The 15,861-nt window shown below is 54.5% G+C and carries 18 protein-coding genes and 1 pseudogene; 12 read left to right on the top strand and 7 right to left on the bottom strand.

Features of this window, described 5'->3' with window-relative positions; genetic code table 11:
• Positions 1-89: 89 nt before the first annotated feature.
• A complete protein-coding gene (locus tag E1H13_RS24595; RefSeq protein WP_169617612.1) occupies positions 90-644 on the bottom strand; it encodes a Uma2 family endonuclease in 555 nt (184 codons plus the stop codon).
• 286 nt (positions 645-930) lie between these two features.
• On the opposite strand from E1H13_RS24595, the gene E1H13_RS24590 reads away from it, so the two are divergent.
• The 3 genes from E1H13_RS24590 to E1H13_RS24580 all read left to right on the top strand — a co-directional run bounded on the left by E1H13_RS24590 (position 931) and on the right by E1H13_RS24580 (position 2,667).
• The gene (locus tag E1H13_RS24590; RefSeq protein ID WP_169617611.1) at positions 931-1,560 is read left to right on the top strand and encodes a Uma2 family endonuclease; all 630 of its coding nucleotides are present in this window, start codon (positions 931-933) and stop codon (positions 1,558-1,560) included.
• A gap of 10 nt (positions 1,561-1,570) precedes the next feature.
• Complete coding sequence (locus E1H13_RS24585) at positions 1,571-2,116, top strand: GNAT family N-acetyltransferase (RefSeq protein ID WP_169617610.1); 546 nt, start codon at positions 1,571-1,573, stop codon at positions 2,114-2,116.
• Between the two features lie 146 nt (positions 2,117-2,262).
• Positions 2,263-2,667 (top strand): hypothetical protein, encoded by a 405-nt coding sequence (locus tag E1H13_RS24580; RefSeq protein ID WP_169617609.1) that lies wholly within the window; start codon positions 2,263-2,265, stop codon positions 2,665-2,667.
• Positions 2,668-2,678: 11 nt separating this feature from the next.
• On the opposite strand, the gene E1H13_RS24575 is transcribed toward E1H13_RS24580, so the two are convergent.
• Together E1H13_RS24575 and E1H13_RS24570 are read right to left on the bottom strand one after the other, a co-directional pair.
• Positions 2,679-3,122: a hypothetical protein gene (locus E1H13_RS24575; RefSeq protein WP_206071003.1), complete on the bottom strand. Its 444-nt coding sequence runs from the start codon at positions 3,120-3,122 to the stop codon at positions 2,679-2,681.
• Between the two features lie 79 nt (positions 3,123-3,201).
• A complete protein-coding gene (locus E1H13_RS24570; protein WP_206071001.1) occupies positions 3,202-3,792 on the bottom strand; it encodes a hypothetical protein in 591 nt (196 codons plus the stop codon).
• 86 nt (positions 3,793-3,878) lie between these two features.
• Between E1H13_RS24570 and E1H13_RS24565 the strand changes: the two genes are divergently transcribed.
• Entirely contained in the window at positions 3,879-4,463 is a 585-nt protein-coding gene (locus tag E1H13_RS24565) for a TetR/AcrR family transcriptional regulator (RefSeq protein WP_169617608.1), read from the top strand.
• Between the two features lie 47 nt (positions 4,464-4,510).
• Here E1H13_RS24565 and E1H13_RS24560 read toward each other — a convergent pair whose 3' ends face one another.
• Complete coding sequence (locus tag E1H13_RS24560) at positions 4,511-4,897, bottom strand: VOC family protein (RefSeq protein ID WP_169617607.1); 387 nt, start codon at positions 4,895-4,897, stop codon at positions 4,511-4,513.
• 675 nt (positions 4,898-5,572) lie between these two features.
• Between E1H13_RS24560 and gvpA the strand changes: the two genes are divergently transcribed.
• From gvpA to E1H13_RS24535, 5 genes are all read left to right on the top strand, one after another.
• Positions 5,573-5,791 (top strand): gas vesicle structural protein GvpA, encoded by a 219-nt coding sequence (gene gvpA / locus E1H13_RS24555; RefSeq protein ID WP_169617606.1) that lies wholly within the window; start codon positions 5,573-5,575, stop codon positions 5,789-5,791.
• Between the two features lie 240 nt (positions 5,792-6,031).
• Positions 6,032-7,222, top strand: coding sequence for a hypothetical protein (locus E1H13_RS24550; RefSeq protein ID WP_169617605.1), 1,191 nt, complete (start codon positions 6,032-6,034; stop codon positions 7,220-7,222).
• Positions 7,219-8,607 carry a gas vesicle protein GvpN gene (gvpN, locus tag E1H13_RS24545; RefSeq protein ID WP_169617604.1) on the top strand — a complete coding sequence of 463 codons (1,389 nt, stop codon included), beginning with the start codon at positions 7,219-7,221 and terminating at the stop codon, positions 8,605-8,607. Before E1H13_RS24550 ends, gvpN begins: the two co-directional genes overlap by 4 nt.
• A gap of 13 nt (positions 8,608-8,620) precedes the next feature.
• The gene (locus E1H13_RS24540; RefSeq protein ID WP_169617603.1) at positions 8,621-8,986 is read left to right on the top strand and encodes a gas vesicle protein; all 366 of its coding nucleotides are present in this window, start codon (positions 8,621-8,623) and stop codon (positions 8,984-8,986) included.
• 20 nt (positions 8,987-9,006) lie between these two features.
• Entirely contained in the window at positions 9,007-9,201 is a 195-nt protein-coding gene (locus E1H13_RS24535; protein WP_169617602.1) for a hypothetical protein, read from the top strand.
• A gap of 6 nt (positions 9,202-9,207) precedes the next feature.
• On the opposite strand, the gene E1H13_RS24530 is transcribed toward E1H13_RS24535, so the two are convergent.
• The 3 genes from E1H13_RS24530 to ilvN all read right to left on the bottom strand — a co-directional run bounded on the left by E1H13_RS24530 (position 9,208) and on the right by ilvN (position 11,462).
• Complete coding sequence (locus E1H13_RS24530; protein WP_169617601.1) at positions 9,208-9,927, bottom strand: DNA-binding response regulator; 720 nt, start codon at positions 9,925-9,927, stop codon at positions 9,208-9,210.
• 44 nt (positions 9,928-9,971) lie between these two features.
• The gene (gene dapB, locus E1H13_RS24525; protein WP_169617600.1) at positions 9,972-10,796 is read right to left on the bottom strand and encodes a 4-hydroxy-tetrahydrodipicolinate reductase; all 825 of its coding nucleotides are present in this window, start codon (positions 10,794-10,796) and stop codon (positions 9,972-9,974) included.
• A 144-nt stretch (positions 10,797-10,940) separates the two neighbouring features.
• A complete protein-coding gene (gene ilvN / locus E1H13_RS24520; protein ID WP_169617613.1) occupies positions 10,941-11,462 on the bottom strand; it encodes an acetolactate synthase small subunit in 522 nt (173 codons plus the stop codon).
• 294 nt (positions 11,463-11,756) lie between these two features.
• On the opposite strand from ilvN, the gene E1H13_RS24515 reads away from it, so the two are divergent.
• The 3 genes and pseudogenes from E1H13_RS24515 to E1H13_RS24505 all read left to right on the top strand — a co-directional run.
• Positions 11,757-14,735 carry an MFS transporter gene (locus E1H13_RS24515; protein WP_169617599.1) on the top strand — a complete coding sequence of 993 codons (2,979 nt, stop codon included), beginning with the start codon at positions 11,757-11,759 and terminating at the stop codon, positions 14,733-14,735.
• A gap of 77 nt (positions 14,736-14,812) precedes the next feature.
• Complete coding sequence (locus E1H13_RS24510; protein ID WP_169617598.1) at positions 14,813-15,430, top strand: cyclic nucleotide-binding domain-containing protein; 618 nt, start codon at positions 14,813-14,815, stop codon at positions 15,428-15,430.
• Positions 15,431-15,604: 174 nt separating this feature from the next.
• Positions 15,605-15,861, top strand: a pseudogene (locus E1H13_RS24505) (photosystem II q(b) protein); the annotation flags it as partial.

The raw sequence follows: 15,861 nt of genomic DNA, 5'->3' as shown, positions 1-15,861 counted from the left end.
TCGAGAAAAGTACCACCACTTGACAGGACTGGGTGGGCTCGGCCCACCACTGGGAGATTGTTTTCCAGAGATCGCCTTAGAGCCCCACCTCAGGACTCGTTAGTTAGCAAGCGGGATATATTGACCGTGACATCGGGAAACGCCAGGGGAGCAATTTCTCCAGAGAACAGTGTTTGCTCAGATTGATAACGACCTTCGGCAGGGCGGCGGTAGAGCATGACACAGCGATCGCGTAAATTCACCACCCAGTAGTCTGCAATCCCGGCCTGGGCGTAGACCAACGGTTTATCTTCAGTATCTTTAGCCAGGCTAGTGTTAGAAAATTCAATGACTAGAAAAATATCCTCAGGGTGTGGGTGGGCGCTGCGGTACGAGCGATCGCGCACTAGGGCAATATCGGGTTCCGGTTCGCTATCGCTGGGGGGAATACTGATGGGTTTAGCAGCCCTCACCTGATAACGCCCCTGGGCCGCCCCCCAGAGTAGAGGCATCAAGCGAGTCGAGGAATCGGCATGTTCTGGCCCTTCTGGCGGCATTTCGACAATCAATCCGTTCAGCAGCTCAATCGACCGACCTGCCAACAGGCCGGCTTGCACCAGGTGGTGGTAGTCAGCCAGAGTCCAGCGAGCGATCGTCACAGTCATTGCAGCACACCTGACCAGTAGGCCCAGAATTTAGCAACCTTAAGACTCATCATACCTAACCCATCCGGCTGAACATGCAAACCTGTGAACGTTCGATCGGATAGGTCTTGGCCAGACCCAGTAGATCGAAAAGACCTCGCTCAACCTTCCCTCGGAGGGGGATTCCCAGGCAGAGCCTGGGAACCAGGGAGGGGGACGTTTGCCGCCTAACAGGACTCGGCGATCGCGATAAACTGAGACAAAGCTAACCTTCGCCCATCATCACCATAGGGCTGCCAAATCAACCATGGCACTCGCAAGCGATCGCCCCATCCAACCCATTTCCCTGAGCTTTGAGGAGTTTCTCATTCAGTATGGCGATGACAGTCGCTACGAACTCATCGATGGGGAACTGTTTGATTTAGAACCGACCGGGCCTCATGAGCAAGTGGCGGCGGCCATTGCCCGCTGGCTCAATTACGACATCGTGCAGCAAGGGGCCGATTACGTTATCCCCCATCGCTGCCTGATCAAACCCCTGGCCAACCAGACCGGGTTTCGTCCCGATGTGATTGTTCTAGATCGCGCCGTCCTCCCCCAAGAGCCGCTGTGGGCCAGCCAACCCGTGGTCACCCTCGGCAGCACCGTCAAATTTGTGGCGGAGGTTGTCAGCAGCAACTGGCAAAACGACTACGCCCGTAAATTTGAAGACTACGCCCTCCTGGGCATTCCAGAATACTGGATTGCCGAACACTACCAGGGGCTGGGCGGCGAATTCTTCATTGGTCGGCCCAAACAACCCACAGTAACGATCTGCACTTTAAATCCAGAGGGGCGTTACGACCGGCAACTGTTACGCGGCGATCAGCACATTATGTCTTCTGTCTTTCCCAGTTTGAACCTGACCGCACAAGCCATTCTTGGAGCAGAAGGATGAGGGGGTAGTCATGGCCGGGCTGGAACGTAAGCTCTCTAGAAAATCTCCGAGGTCTTTCGCGACACTTCGCCCAGGCACGCCGGCCGATTTGCCTGTGATTGAGGCGATGCTGTTTGAGGCCTTTTTCTGGAGCCCTACCTACGAGCGGCCTGGCTTTGACGAATTTCAGGAACATCCGGAGTTTCAAAAACTGGTCGCCGACTGGGGCCGCCCCGGGGATCGCGTCATCATTGCCGAGTGCCAGGGGCAACCGGTGGGGGCGGCCTGGTATCGGTTTTGGACTGAGGCCTGCCATTCCTACGGTTTTGTGGATGCAGGTATTCCTGAAGTCGGCATGGGGGTGCATCCCGACTATCGCGGGCGGGGCATCGGGCGATCGCTGTTGCGCCACTTGCTAGCCGAGGCCCGTCGCAGCGGCGTGGCCGCCCTGAGCCTGAGTGTGGACCCCCAGAATGTGGCCCGGCAGTTGTATGAGTCTGAAGGGTTTGTGAAAGTAGGCGAATCGGGCACCTCCTGGACACTGCTGTGCCGGTTAGAGGTTAGCCAAGTACGCTGAGGCATCAGTTGGCCCACCATGCCTGACACCTGATACCTGACACCCTCAGCAATGGTGGCTATATTTCTGCCAGGCAGTACTAGGCCATAGCCAAGGGAGATCTTAGGAGCATCCTATACTGGGACTATCCGCCACCTGAGAACCCTATGACCTGGTCGCATCAAAGCCTACCGTTTTCCATTCCTGAAGTCTACGAAGGCTTTGCTCGGGCTCAGGGACTGATGAAGGTGGTAGACAACCAGCTGATTTTAGAATTCGAGGTTAAAGAAGCGATTCTTGATTGGATCAAGCTTAACAGTCAAAGTATTGGCATTCCCTTGAGTCAGGTAGAGTCCGTCACGTTTAAGCCGGGTTGGTTCCGTGACACACTCACCTTCAAGGTGGCTTCCTTTGACTGTCTCCAAAATTTGCCAAAGCATCAACACGGTCGGTTCAAAGTTTACCTCTCCCGTCAGGATAGAGACCTCAGCCAGGAATTTAGTCGACTGCTGCAAAATCAGATACTAGACTTGCAAATTCAGCGGTTAGAACAGAGCCCAGATGGTGACTGATTGCAGTCCTATCAAGCTGATGTAGTATAGGGTGCCTGGAAATGCCCCAAGGTACGATGGGCCAAGATTAAGACGTAGACACAACAGATAGCGCAGAAAAACTCCACTAAGCACAATCCAATCCCCATGGGATCTGGAGATGTCGGAAACACCTGAGCCCAATCCACAATAAACACGCCCAGGTAAAGCCAGGCCACTCCCAGGGCACCCCAGGCACCCCAGCGTCGTCGTTGCAATAAGCCATAGCTCATGCCCAGGCCCGAAAGACATAGGATGAGCAAGAAGCCATTAAAGCCCCAAAAGACCCAGTGATCCAGGTGGGAAAAGTCGCGGTTTTCAATTAACCCTCCTGGCACAAGGGTAATGAAACTGCCCACTAACAGCCAAAGGCTAACAGCGGTTTTTTGAAAGTAATCCAGTCGTTGAGTCTGTTTCGATAGATTGAACGGGGTCATAAAATTCTCCTAGAACTGTTTACAGTGGTTGACAGCGGCGATCGCGGCTCGTCGAAATCTGGCAACATTTGATCTGGGGTCAGGGACTGGGTGAGTATGGTTCCTCCGGCAACAGATGACTCACCAAGACCTTCAAGAAGAAGAACGGCACAAACCACTCCAGGCCAGGGGTCGGGGTAAACCCATAGCAATCGCCCAGCAGGGCAATCCCAAACAGGCCCAGAGCGACCGGGCGTTGCAACTGCCGGGGAGAGAACACAATCGCTGTCGCCGCACCTAGCAGATACCCGGCCCCAGCGCCAAAGAAGAGCCAATCCCCTCCACGAAATAACCAGGCCACCAAAAATACATGGACAACATGCAGGGCAACAAAGCTCAAGTGTTGCGGCCATCCCTGACCGGGACGGTGGTACCACCGTTTGGCCGACAGGGTGGCATTGGTCAGCACGCCGCCGACCAAATCCAAACCCAGCAGGGCGATTAGCCCCAACTGTACCCCTGTCCACTGAATGGGCAGGGTAAGGGCATAGGCTGGAGCCACCACCAACGCCCCCAGGGCGGGGAGGAACTGTATCCATAGCTCCGCTGGCGTGGCTTCAGGACCGGCGAATCGATCAAGCCAGCCAAGCCAGCCAGGCCGGGGGTGCGACCGGTGTTGTCCAATGTTCACAGTTTACCTCACAACAGGTGTTATGTAGTTGATAACAACTGTTGTGTTATATTGTCAAGGGTAGAGACGTAAGTAAAGAGTTAGCTATGGCGCAGCGCGATCGCCGCCACGACGTTTCAGAAGCCGCCTGGCGGGTGATTGTCCGCGAGGGGCTCGATCGCACCAGCATGCGGGCGATCGCCCATGAACTGGGCTGCACCACTGGGGTAGTGACCCACTACTTTCGGGACAAGCAAGACCTGATTCTGTTTGCCCTTCACCAGGTCACCCAAGCGCTGTTGCAGGGAATGCAATCGGCGCAGCAGCAGCCTTTGGGGTGCGATCGTCTGGTGGCGGTGCTGTTAACCTTTTTGCCCCTGGATGCTGAGCGCCAGAACATTCTGCAGGTATGGGTAGCTTTTTTGGGCTATGCCATTGGTCGTCCCGAACTGATGGCGGAGCACCAGCGCAGTGCGGGGGAACTGCGGGCCTTGATTATGGAAGAACTTCAGGCATTGCAGGCGGCGCAACACCTACGGGCCGACATTGATCCGGCAGTGGAGGCCAATACTCTGCTGGCCCTCGTGAATGGGATCGGACTGGATTCGCTGATTCAGGCCCAATGCTTGAGCCCAGTGCAACAGCAACAGGTAGTGCAGCGTTATGTGGATGGGCTGAGGCACTCTGCCTGAATCAAAGCCATATCCCAGTAGGCAGCTTCAATCTTGTGGCCATCGGATTACTCAATTTTAGTGGCAATCCACCAGGTGGTGCCGCCGGGGTCGGTTACGCCCCCCCGTTTGTCGTCGTCATCTTTTTGCGCTGGAACCTGCACCGAGGTTGCGCCCCAGTCCAGGGCACTTTGATAGGTGACATCGACATCCGGCACATAGATATGAACATGGGCAGGGCGAGCGGGCCAGCCGTCGGCCTTGTCCCCCAACATGATCACGCTGTCGTCGAGGCGCACTTCGGCGTGGATGATCTGGCCCTGGGGGTCGGTAAAGCGGCGCAGTTCGGTGGCCCCAAAGACGTCGGTGAGAAACTGGATGGTGCGATCGGCCCCGTCCACCACCAGGTACGGGGAAACGCTAGGATAGCCGTCAGGTTTATAGGTAGAAGTCATGGTAAAAGCGGCATAACCGCAATGGAGGACTGAGGAGAGGACTTCCGGGTCGGTAATTTGATCCAGCCAGCTTTAATTTAGTGACATTCCTTCTAGCCTGTTAGGGCCTGAAACCGCTGTTCAATTTCGTCCATGGATAGATCCTCCCGACGGGAGGCAATGATCCAGTTGTGGCCAAAGGGGTCTTGAATTTTGCCGCTGCGATCGCCATAGAACTGGTCGGTGGCCGGACGCAGTAGCGTTGCCCCATCTGACTGCGGTAGTATTCAACACCGGGCCTGCTTGCATCAACATCCAGGCGATCATAGAGTTGAGCAAAAGCCGCACCGATTTCCTCAGTATGGGACGGCCAATCGATATGCCCTCATCCAGAATGTCACTAAAGGTGGTCATCAGTAGGCACTCCAAGAGACGTCGCTTTCATATCCTGGCAGACAACTTGGCTTATATGGTGAATATCGCAGTGGTATAAACGCTTACGTAACAAATAATGAACTGATTCCGAAGATTGTGGATCGCTCCTAACCAATGGGCAGACTACAAATGTGCGAGGTCAATGTCCTAGCACTCAGCCCATTTCCCCAGCACTTATGCTTTAGGAAATTGGGTGAAAATACGGGTGTTTTTCCCGTAACACTTACACAGAACACATTAATTGTTTAGGGGTTCAAAACCATGGCTGTTGAAAAAGTAAACTCTTCTTCTAGCTTAGCTGAAGTTGTTGACCGGATTTTGGACAAAGGCATCGTAGTTGATGCTTGGGTCCGTGTTTCTCTGGTAGGAATTGAACTACTGGCGATCGAAGCCCGGGTTGTAATCGCTTCTGTAGATACCTACCTGAAGTATGCCGAAGCCGTTGGCTTGACAGCGCAAGCTGCTGTTCCAGCGGTCTAAATACGGGCTTACAACGTTGACCGTACGCAACTAGCAAGGAAAACTAGCACCGACTTGATAGCTGATTCAGAATATTAAAAATCAAACTAAAGTCTCCTAGTGCGTGACCGCAAAGGCACAACCTACCTGCCTCCATGAAAGGGGTTTAGGAGATGATCTGGATCAGCTATCTTCAAAATTGTGATGCTAGATCTCAGTTATTTACTTCACTTCAACCTTGTCAGCAAGGAGAACAGTCTTGTGACAGCACTTAATGAGCAGTGGCAAGCAGCACGGCGTCTACGCCAGCAAGAAGTGGTTGATCGACGGCATCAGGTCTTTGCAGATCTAGAACGCTGCCAAACCCATCGGCTAGCCCACGCTGTCCAGCTTCGCCAAAGCCTAAATCAAACGGTTGCCGATCTTCAGGTCGAAACCCATCACTGGTTGATCGAGACGGCCCAGCAACGGCAGGCCAAAATTCCAGCCCTGCGCCAGTCTCTGAAAACCTTTACCCAAACCTTGCAGATCGACACCCAGATTCTGCTAGATGCTTTTCAGGCCGAGCGCCAGGCTCAAGCTGTGGCCGTGCGCCAAAAGCTGGAGCAAGACTGTCAGGCCCTGCGGCTCGCCGTGAGTGACCTGCGCCTAGACATTGCCCAAGCATTACAGCAGATTCAGCGCCAGGTGGAGGCCATTCAACAGGAAACCGCCGTTGACTTGGCTGGATATCGCCAGCAGCAGGATATGGTGAGGGCTAATCTGCTGCCCCAGCTAACGGCCTATATCGAGGTGCTACAGGCTGACGTCCAAAGTGCCCTGGCTGCAATGACCGAGATCCGCCAGCAGACGGCGGTGATCCACCGGAGCCAACGCCAGATCGAGCGCCAGGCCCTAACCCAATCAGTTAACGCCATGTTTGACCAACTGATTGAGTTTCGCCAAGCGTTGACAGCCTATCGGACGGCATTAACCGCCATGGTTTGGGGGACGACTCAGGCCCCTGCTGGGGTCACCGTTCAGCCTCCGGTTCAGCCCAGTCTTGGCTCTGTCGCAAAGTCTTCATCTTCACCGCAGCCAGCGATGGCTAAACCGCCAAGGGCAACGCCTGGGGCCAACGGGAAGGCGGCCAAGGCCGTGGTGAAACCAGTGACACCAGCGGTTCCTGCTGCACCCAAGCCGCCAGTAGCGGCTGAGCCGGTGATGCGTGAGCCCGTGGCACCCAAAACGGCGATCGCCGTGGTTGCACCGCCGCCGCCATCGCCCCATTCCCTGGAAGAGATGGTCTATAACTACCTGCATTTATCTCAGGGAGCGGGCTTGGCTGAAATTGAGTCTGAACTGGAAATTAACCGCTTTCAAGCCGTGGATGCCCTGCGATCGCTGATTCAAAAAGACCTTGTGGTGAAACAAGACCGCACCTATTACGTTCAAGAGGAAGCCATTCTGTGAACACTGTTCTGCAAGCCCGCCCCCGGAATTTTGTCTCTACCCCCACCCTGGAGAGAACAAGTCTCAGAGCCCTGCGTTATTTGCAGTCAGGGTACTCGGTTCACCTCAAAGGGCCAGCGGGGACCGGAAAAACCACCCTGGCCCTGCACCTGGCTGACCTGCTAGGTCGGCCGATCATGTTGCTATTCGGCGATGACGAGTTTAAGACCTCTGACCTGATCGGCAACCAGTCGGGCTATACCCGCAAAAAGGTGGTGGATAACTATATCCACAGCGTCATGAAGGTAGAAGACGAGCTCCGCCATAACTGGATTGACTCGCGCCTCACCCTAGCTTGCCGAGAAGGGTTCACCCTGGTCTATGACGAATTCAACCGCTCTCGGCCTGAAGTTAACAATGTGTTGTTGTCAGCCCTGGAAGAAAAATTATTGGTGCTGCCCCCCAGTAATAACCGGGCTGAGTATATTCGAGTCAGTCCTCATTTTCGGGCGATCTTTACCTCTAATCCTGAGGAATATTGCGGTGTTCACGGCACCCAAGATGCCCTACAAGACCGGCTGATCACCATCAATATGCCCGAGCCCGATGAGCTGGCCCAGCAACAAATTTTGGTGCAGAAAATTGGCATTGACGCCACCGCTGCCCTACAAATTGTGCAGTTGGTCAAGGCCTTCCAGGCGGATGTGGCCCCTGACATGGTCTCTAGCCTGCGCCCCAGCTTGATGATTGCTACCATCTGCCGTGACCATGGCATTCCCCCGCTGGCGGAAAATGCTGAGTTTCGCGATATCTGTGGTGATGTACTGCTGACCCGCTCTAACAAAGATCTGCCTGAAGCCACCCACCGGCTGTGGGATTTGTTTAACCAGTTTATTGCCGCCCAGGTGGATCTGGTGCAACAGTTAGGTGCCAGCCGCGATCGCCCCGTGGCCCGGCTGCATGGGGAAGAGGAGGAAGCGACGCTATCCCTAGAAGACACCTTAGATCACAGCTTAAGCGCAATCGCGGCAGCTGACGTCGACGCCATCCCGACGCCATCTTTGGAGTCGACGGCCCCAGCTGATCAACCTTCCCCCCCAGAAGCGACTACTTTAGCCCCCACCGTTGAGCAGCCAGCCGTAGCTGATGAGGTCGCCGCCTTGCACCCGGCTAGCGCGATCGCCCCAGTCCAACCGGCCGAAGCGCTAGACATTGACGACATCGAAACTCGAATTTTTGACTTTCTAGACACGAACGGCACAGCGTCCCTCGTCACCATCGAAAAAGCGCTAAACTTGAGCCGCTTTCAAGTGGTTAATGCCTTAAAGTCGATGCTCGATCAAGGGCTGGTCAAAAAGCGGGATACATCCACGCCCCCAGCCGGTTACCAAATTTGTTTTGATTAAGGGTAAAACCACCGTGACTAACAGTACCCTCACCGCTCGCCCCCAGGCAAATCGCAATACCATCTCCACCGCTACCCAAGGGTCGTCTCTGGTAGACGTTCTAGAACGGGTGCTCGATAAAGGTATTGTCATTGCCGGAGACATCTCGGTCTCCGTTGGCTCCACCGAACTGCTGAGTATCCGGATTCGCCTGCTGATTTCCTCCGTAGACAAGGCGCGGGAAATGGGCATCAATTGGTGGGAAAACGATCCCTACCTTAGCAGCCGCGCCCAAGAACTGATGGACGCCAATCGCCAGCTACAAGATCGCCTGACCGGACTCGAAGCAGAACTCAAGGCCCTGCGAGCGGCTGAAGCCGCCCCAGTGCCAACCACTTAACCGATTTCTGGAGACTTACGATGCTTTCCATTCGCACCCTGCGGCACATTGCCACCAGCCGCACCATTCCCAGCTTTCGGGCCTGTCGCAGCCAAAATGGCAGCCATTACAGCGCCCTGACAGACCAGGGGCGGATAGAGCAAGGGCAGGGGCGGGTTTTAACCGAGGAGGCCCGCCGCCAGTGGCTGAATCAGCACTGGCAGCAACGTCGCTAAGAGAAATTACTCCAGGAACATCATGTCATCTGGGCCCAAACCCCCCAGACCAGCCAGGAAGTGGAAATTATCTTTGCCGACACTGGCCTCCAGGGTTCTGATCACCTGAGCCGCATCATCGTAGGGACCGCTGACAAAAAAGGGCTTGCCATCTTGGCCAAATTCTAACGGCTTCAGGGTGTCAGGGGGCAGACCCAGATGGACCTGGGCTTTGGTATTGAAGTCACGATGGGGTTTAAACCCCAGGCTATCAGCATAATCAATGGCACCATAGACGATCGCCTGGGCCTCTTCCAGGGCAATGCTGACAAAATCCTCATTAAACTGCATCACGCAGGACTCACAGAAGAGTTGATACTCTCGTTCGCCCATCTTACGGGGGGGAATCGTATCTTTTACCCCCAAACACCAGTAGTCCACTAGATAACTGCCGACCACCAACCGGTTACGCTCTTGGCGGGCAACAATCACCTGGGCCAAGCCCTGGGGATCGGTGTCCATTTCAGAATGGCCCAATAGAGCCTGGGCGGCCCCCTGGTTCACCAGACACCCTTGCAGGGGCTGCAAGTCGCCTGACTTGGCTTTTTCCAGGTAGGCGGCCTCAGCATTGTTCTGGATAAATGTCTTTACCTCTGCGGGCCTTAGCCCCAATTTGCGGGCAATTTGCTTGGGGGCAACCTTAGCGTCTCTAAGTCTGAGAATTTCGGCGGCTTGGTCTGGCGTCATCGATCAGTCCCCTACTATAAAGTCCATATGACTAATTCTTAGCCCTAAAGTACCTTGTCAAGCCCGTAGATTAACGATTTTAAGGGCATTACCCGGCGAATACAGAGCAGCACGCCGGGCATAAAGCTGGCGCGATCGCTGGTGTCGTGGCGCAGAGTATAGATCTGGCCAGGGGAACCAAACAAGATTTCCTGGTGGGCAATTAAGCCGGGTAGGCGAACGCTATGAATATTGATGCCTTCTGGGGTAGAGCCGCCCCGAGAGCCCTTAATGGTCTCAGTTTCTTGCACCAGCGGCGGATTGAACTGTTTTTGGGCCTCCGCCAACATTTGGGCCGTTTGGACGGCGGTGCCGCTGGGGGCATCGGCTTTTTGGTTGTGGTGCAGTTCGATAATTTCCACATGGTCAAAATATTGGGCCGCCTGCTGGGCCGCCTGCTGCATCAACACCACCCCAATGGAGAAGTTGGGCACAATCAAACAGCCAATGCTAGCTTTTTCGGCGAATTCAGCCAGGTCATAGATTTGCTCATTGCTGAGGCCAGTGGTGCCGACTACCGGGCGCACCCCATAGGCAATGGCCGCCCGTACCGACTCGTATACGCTGGTAGGGTGGGTAAAATCGACCATCACCGCTAGTCCCTGACTTTGAGCCATTACCAGGGTCGCTTCCAGGTCGTTCATCACCGGCACTTCCAGGGGTTGGCCACCAATCACCTCCCCGATATCTTGGCCTAGCAAGGCCGGATTTCTATCGATCGCCCCAACCAGGGTCATATCCTCGGCTTGGGAAACCGCCTTGATTACCTCACGGCCCATTTTGCCGCAGGCACCGTTGACAACAACGGGAATTGTAGTTTGAGAAGACATAGGGTTTTATGGATGGATGGAGTGCTTATGGACGCACGAGGGGTGGATTCCGCTTAAATGGGGCGGTCAGATGGCGCGATCGCCGTGTCTAACCAAACTGACAATCAGAGGGCAGGTGCTCCGGGTCAGCAGGACCAGCCCTGGCTATTGAAACTTGCGCTCCAAAGACTTCAGGTATTCAGTATTAACCCCCGATTCCCGGGGAAGGGCAATCTTGCCAGTGCGAGCAATTTCCCGCAGGCCAAAGCGATTCAACACCTGCACGATCGCCACCATTTTGCCAGGGTCGCCGACCACCTCCAATGTGAGGGAGTCTTCGGCCACATCCACCACCCGAGCCCGAAAGATTTGGGCAAATTCAATAATCTCAGAACGGTTGGCACTGGTGGCATTCACTTTCAACAACATCAGTTCCCGTTCGACACAGGGAACGTCAGTGATGTCGTTGACCTTAATCACGTTGATCAGTTTGTAAAGCTGTTTTGTGAGTTGCTCAATCACAGCATCGTCGCCGGGCACCACCATGGTGATTCGAGACACCCCTGACTTTTCGGCTGGACCTACGGCTAAGCTTTCAATGTTGAACCCACGCCGGGCAAATAACCCGGCAATGCGGGTGAGTACTCCAGCTTCGTCTTCGACCAGTACAGATAGGGTATGCTTCATGGACTGGAGGGCAAGAGCGGTGTTAGCAGCGCTGGCAGTATTAACCATAGGACATGCGGAGTAAAAAACGGTGACAGGCCTCGACCCGGGCAGGCTTGACCTAAACGAACTGACAAACCTTTATGGTATCTCGAAAGTTTGCCTGACGTTAACGCCGCCATGCATTTTCCAGCAATTCCCATGCAGGCCGAACGGCAGCGAGCCCACCTGCGCCTTGCTGGCTGATTAAAATCTAGGCCTAAAGGGATAGCCTTGGGTATCCTGATAGGCATCAGCCGTTGCTAATCCTGCTGCATGAGCTTGTCCACACCCATTGACGACCGTCGCACCATCAAGGGATGGTTCCTGAACCTGATCAACCTGCGTCCCGGCGAGGAAGAGCGGACGCTGCTGATGTTTGCGTTCTACACGGCTACCTCCATGGGGATCCTGTGGCTGGAGGTAAGTTCGGCAGCGCTATTCCTGGATGCCTACGGGGCGGCAAACCTGCCCTGGATCTATATTTTTAGTGCTGGGGTGGGGTTAGGACTCAGCACCATTTACTCGTGGCTACAGCGGCTGTTTCCCCTGCGCTGGGTGATTGTGGTGATTGCGCTGCTGATGGCAGCCCCGATCTTAATCTTTCGTTGGGGGTTGACGGTTCCCTGGTTGGCGGGGGTAATGGTATTTACCCTGCGGCTGTGGATTGAGGCGATCTACAGCCTGAATGACCTGAATCTGTCAGTGACAGCTAACCAACTGTTTAATATCCGTGAGATTAAACGGGCCTTTCCGATCATTAGCAGTGGCAACCTGGTCGCTGATGTAATGAGCGGCTTTTCGGTATATTTTCTGCTGTCACTGATTGGCTTGCAGAACGTGATGCTAATGGCCTTTGGGGTGATGGTGATTGGGGCAGGGATTTTGTTGTATCTCAGCCGCAACTACGAACATGCCTTTCCCGATTCTCCAAAGCGCCAGGCGGAGAATGTGGAAAACTACCAGATCAAGCAACGGCTGAAGGGGGCGATGGCCCAGTACGTGGTGTTGCTGTTTTCCTTCTTTGTACTGGCCCAGATGCTGCTGTTTTCGATCGAGTTTCAGTTTCTAAATCAGTTGGAAAGCTCTTTGACTATTGCGGCGATCGCGGCTTTTCTGGGCTTTTTCAGTGGCTTGTTAGGGTTGATCGAGCTATTCACCCAGTGGTTTACCTCTAGCCGGTTGATCGAACGGCAAGGGGTGTTTCGAGTCACTTTGCTGCTGCCCTTCACGATTGTGGTGCTAGGGCTGCTGACCCTAGGGCTGAGTTATCCAGCCCTGATGGGTCCCTCGGTGTTGTTTTTAGGCCTGGTGAGCCTTAAGTTTTTTGATGAATGGCTGCGCTATACCCTGGTGGCCACCACTCGCCCGATCCTGTTTCAGCCGATCCCAGATCAGGTGCGCAGTACCGTCCAGTCCCTGGTGGGGGGCATTGCCGAACCCCTGTCGATGGGGGGAACCGGGGTCGCTATTTTGGTCACCATTGCCGTTTGCAACCGGATTGGCCTGGTCGATCCGAATGCCCAAGCTCGCTTGTTTTTGTTGGGGACGGTGGTGGCGGCTATCGTTTGGTTTGTGATCATGCTGCTGCTGCGATCGCGCTACCTGGGTCTACTGGTCAGTAGTGCTGAGCGGGGCTTACTCACCTTTTCTGATGCTAATTTGCGGGTGTTGAAGCGGGCGTTTGTGGAACAGTTGGAAATGCCTAGCTCTGAAGCGGATAAACGGTCTTGCATTGAGCTGCTGTGTCATATTGACCCCAAAAACATTGGCGAGATTCTCGCCCCCCGGCTGGCAACCCTCTCCCCAGCCCTACGCCGCCAAAGCTTAGAGGCCATGCTGGAGTACCCCAACCCAGACTATCTGGACCAGCTACGCCCCCTATTAACTACCCCCAACCAAAAACCAGACGTGTTAGCTTTGGCCTTGCGCTATATCTGGTTGGCCCAGGACCACTACGACATCAACGAACTCCGTCCTTATTTATCGCCCGAGGTCGATGCGGCGGTGCGCGGCACAGCGGCTTCTCTGATGTTGCGGCGCGGTAATTCTCGGGAGCGAGCCGAGGCCACAGCCACCCTGCGCAAAATGCTGATTCACGACCAGGAGCGAGAACGGGTGATGGGCTGTCGAGCCCTGGGGGATGCCGATTATATGGAATCCCTCAGTATCTATATTGACGGCTTATTGCAGGATACCTCCCTGAGAGTACGGCGAGCCTTACTGGAGGCGATCGCAGCCACCCAGTACAAAAAGTATTACCCCTCCCTACTTAAGGCACTGCAATACAAGTCCACCCGCGATGCAGCCGTAGCAGCACTGACCCGCCTGGGCAACGAAGCGCTACCCATGCTCGAAACCCTAGCCCTCGATCAATATAAGCCAGAACCAATGCGCATCCAGGCCTGGCAGGTGATTGGTAACATCGGTACCCTACCCGCTTTAGAGATTTTAATTCGCAATCTGACCACCAGCTGGGGGCTAACTCGCCGTCATATCCTGCGCATTTTGCTGAGTTTGTACCAAGAGACTGGGGTAAAGCGCTCCGCCATCATTGACGAAGCTTTGGATCAACTGTTGGGGCGCAACGGCATTGAAGACCTGCTGAATACCGAAATCGCCTTTGTCGGTCAAATTTTAGCGGCCAAAATTGATTTAGCAAAGGTTTCTGCCCCGGAAGCAGACCTGCTCCGCAATGCCCTAGCCTCCCAGCAGGTTGACTCCATTGAACGGCTGTTTATGTTGTTACGCTTTGTGTCTCCGGCCAATGCTATCCAAGCGGCTCAGGTTAGCCTTAATGGCTCAGTAGGTAGCTGGGCTAGGGGTCTAGAAATTTTAGATAACACGCTTGATATTGCCAGCAAGCGATCGATTCTGATCCTGCTCGATCGCCAGCCGGACTCAGAGAAACTCAAACGCCTGGCCGCTGCCACGGATCTGATTGCCTATCAACCCTTATACGCTAAAGACCGTCTGCGCCAATTGCTAGATCTACGCAACTTCCTGTCAGATTGGACCCTGGCCTGCTGCTTCCACGTTGCCAGAGTGCACCATTGGAATATGACCGCAGAGCACACGATCGCGTCGTTACAACATCCCACCGGCTTTGTCCGCGAGGCTGTGCTAGCCTATCTCAGCGTCGCTTCCCCCAGAGCCCTAAAAGACCTGCTACCGATGATGGCCACTGATCCTAACCCGATTGTCGCCCATCAAGTGCAGGCGTTGCTGCAAGGGTATGACCCTAAACCGAGTTAGTAATCCCCAGGTGCTTGCCCTCCTATCGCTCCTGGGCCTGGACTACGCTATTCGTTCTTATCGCGCCTTACTATTCCATGCTGACCAGCGTTGATCGTTTGCTTTTTATCCGCAACGTACCTATTTTCAAAGAGCTTAGGGATGACTTTTTGGTGCGCCTGGCCTCAGTCATGGATGAGGTCCTCTTCGAGGCTAACTACACCATCATCACCGAAGGTCAAGAAGGTCGGTCGATGTACATCGTGGTATCTGGCCAGGTGAGCGTTCACATTCAGGGGCAACAGGTAGCCCAGCTTAAACAAGATGACTGCTTTGGAGAAATGTCAGTGTTTGATGCCGAGCCTCGTTCTGCCTCGGTAACAACCATCACTCCCTGCGAGTGCCTGGTACTGACCCAGCAGCAGCTTTATGACGCGATTGACGAAACTCCAGGGATTGCCGTCAATATTATCCGGCTGCTATCCCGCAGAATTCGCGAGCTCAACCAAGACATTAATGCTCCAAAACAGTCAGCTAAGCTGTCTGCCAAGGTACTGCCGGCTCATGCCGCCCTGGGCCTGTCTGCTCTGAAGCAAGAGAACCGACCAACCGGCCCCTCGCCTGACCAATTTGTAGAGCCAACCGCCACTGAGGAGAGTGCCCAGGGGACTCTAGAGTGGGACGCTACCCTGCCCTATGGCAACGTGACCTACTGAGTGTGTGCCAGTTGATCATGGTGACTCTAAATCAGTAGTCCTGCCGCCTCGAAACGCCTGGAACCATTATCCTTCCCTTGCTTTTTATAGAAAGTTATGCTAATGTAACAATAGATGAATTAAATCCATGGTTCATCTCATACATAACTTCATTGTTTACTGCACTAATACATCATGACTACTACTCTACAGCGGCGCGAAAGCGCCAACCTGTGGGAGCAGTTTTGTCAGTGGGTTACCAGCACCGAAAACCGCCTTTACATTGGCTGGTTCGGCGTGTTGATGATTCCCACCTTGCTAGCTGCCACCACCTGCTTCGTGATTGCCTTCATCGCGGCTCCCCCCGTCGACATCGACGGTATTCGTGAGCCCGTTGCTGGTTCTCTGATGTACGGCAACAACATCATCTCTGGTGCGGTTGTGCCTTCATC

The sequence above is a fragment of the Nodosilinea sp. P-1105 genome, from assembly GCF_012911975.1.
Classification (GTDB): domain Bacteria; phylum Cyanobacteriota; class Cyanobacteriia; order Phormidesmidales; family Phormidesmidaceae; genus Nodosilinea.
The sequence above is the reverse complement of the archived record's forward strand: the minus strand, read 5'-3'. Positions and strand labels throughout refer to the sequence as shown.

Coding starts and splice junctions, on each gene's coding strand:
- E1H13_RS24595 (WP_169617612.1), bottom strand. CDS start 644: ATGACTGTGACGATCGCTCGCTGGACTCTGGCTGACTACCACCACCTG.
- E1H13_RS24590 (WP_169617611.1), top strand. CDS start 931: ATGGCACTCGCAAGCGATCGCCCCATCCAACCCATTTCCCTGAGCTTT.
- E1H13_RS24585 (WP_169617610.1), top strand. CDS start 1,571: ATGGCCGGGCTGGAACGTAAGCTCTCTAGAAAATCTCCGAGGTCTTTC.
- E1H13_RS24580 (WP_169617609.1), top strand. CDS start 2,263: ATGACCTGGTCGCATCAAAGCCTACCGTTTTCCATTCCTGAAGTCTAC.
- E1H13_RS24575 (WP_206071003.1), bottom strand. CDS start 3,122: ATGACCCCGTTCAATCTATCGAAACAGACTCAACGACTGGATTACTTT.
- E1H13_RS24565 (WP_169617608.1), top strand. CDS start 3,879: ATGGCGCAGCGCGATCGCCGCCACGACGTTTCAGAAGCCGCCTGGCGG.
- E1H13_RS24560 (WP_169617607.1), bottom strand. CDS start 4,897: ATGACTTCTACCTATAAACCTGACGGCTATCCTAGCGTTTCCCCGTAC.
- gvpA (WP_169617606.1), top strand. CDS start 5,573: ATGGCTGTTGAAAAAGTAAACTCTTCTTCTAGCTTAGCTGAAGTTGTT.
- E1H13_RS24535 (WP_169617602.1), top strand. CDS start 9,007: ATGCTTTCCATTCGCACCCTGCGGCACATTGCCACCAGCCGCACCATT.
- E1H13_RS24530 (WP_169617601.1), bottom strand. CDS start 9,927: ATGACGCCAGACCAAGCCGCCGAAATTCTCAGACTTAGAGACGCTAAG.
- dapB (WP_169617600.1), bottom strand. CDS start 10,796: ATGTCTTCTCAAACTACAATTCCCGTTGTTGTCAACGGTGCCTGCGGC.
- ilvN (WP_169617613.1), bottom strand. CDS start 11,462: ATGAAGCATACCCTATCTGTACTGGTCGAAGACGAAGCTGGAGTACTC.
- E1H13_RS24515 (WP_169617599.1), top strand. CDS start 11,757: ATGAGCTTGTCCACACCCATTGACGACCGTCGCACCATCAAGGGATGG.
- E1H13_RS24510 (WP_169617598.1), top strand. CDS start 14,813: ATGCTGACCAGCGTTGATCGTTTGCTTTTTATCCGCAACGTACCTATT.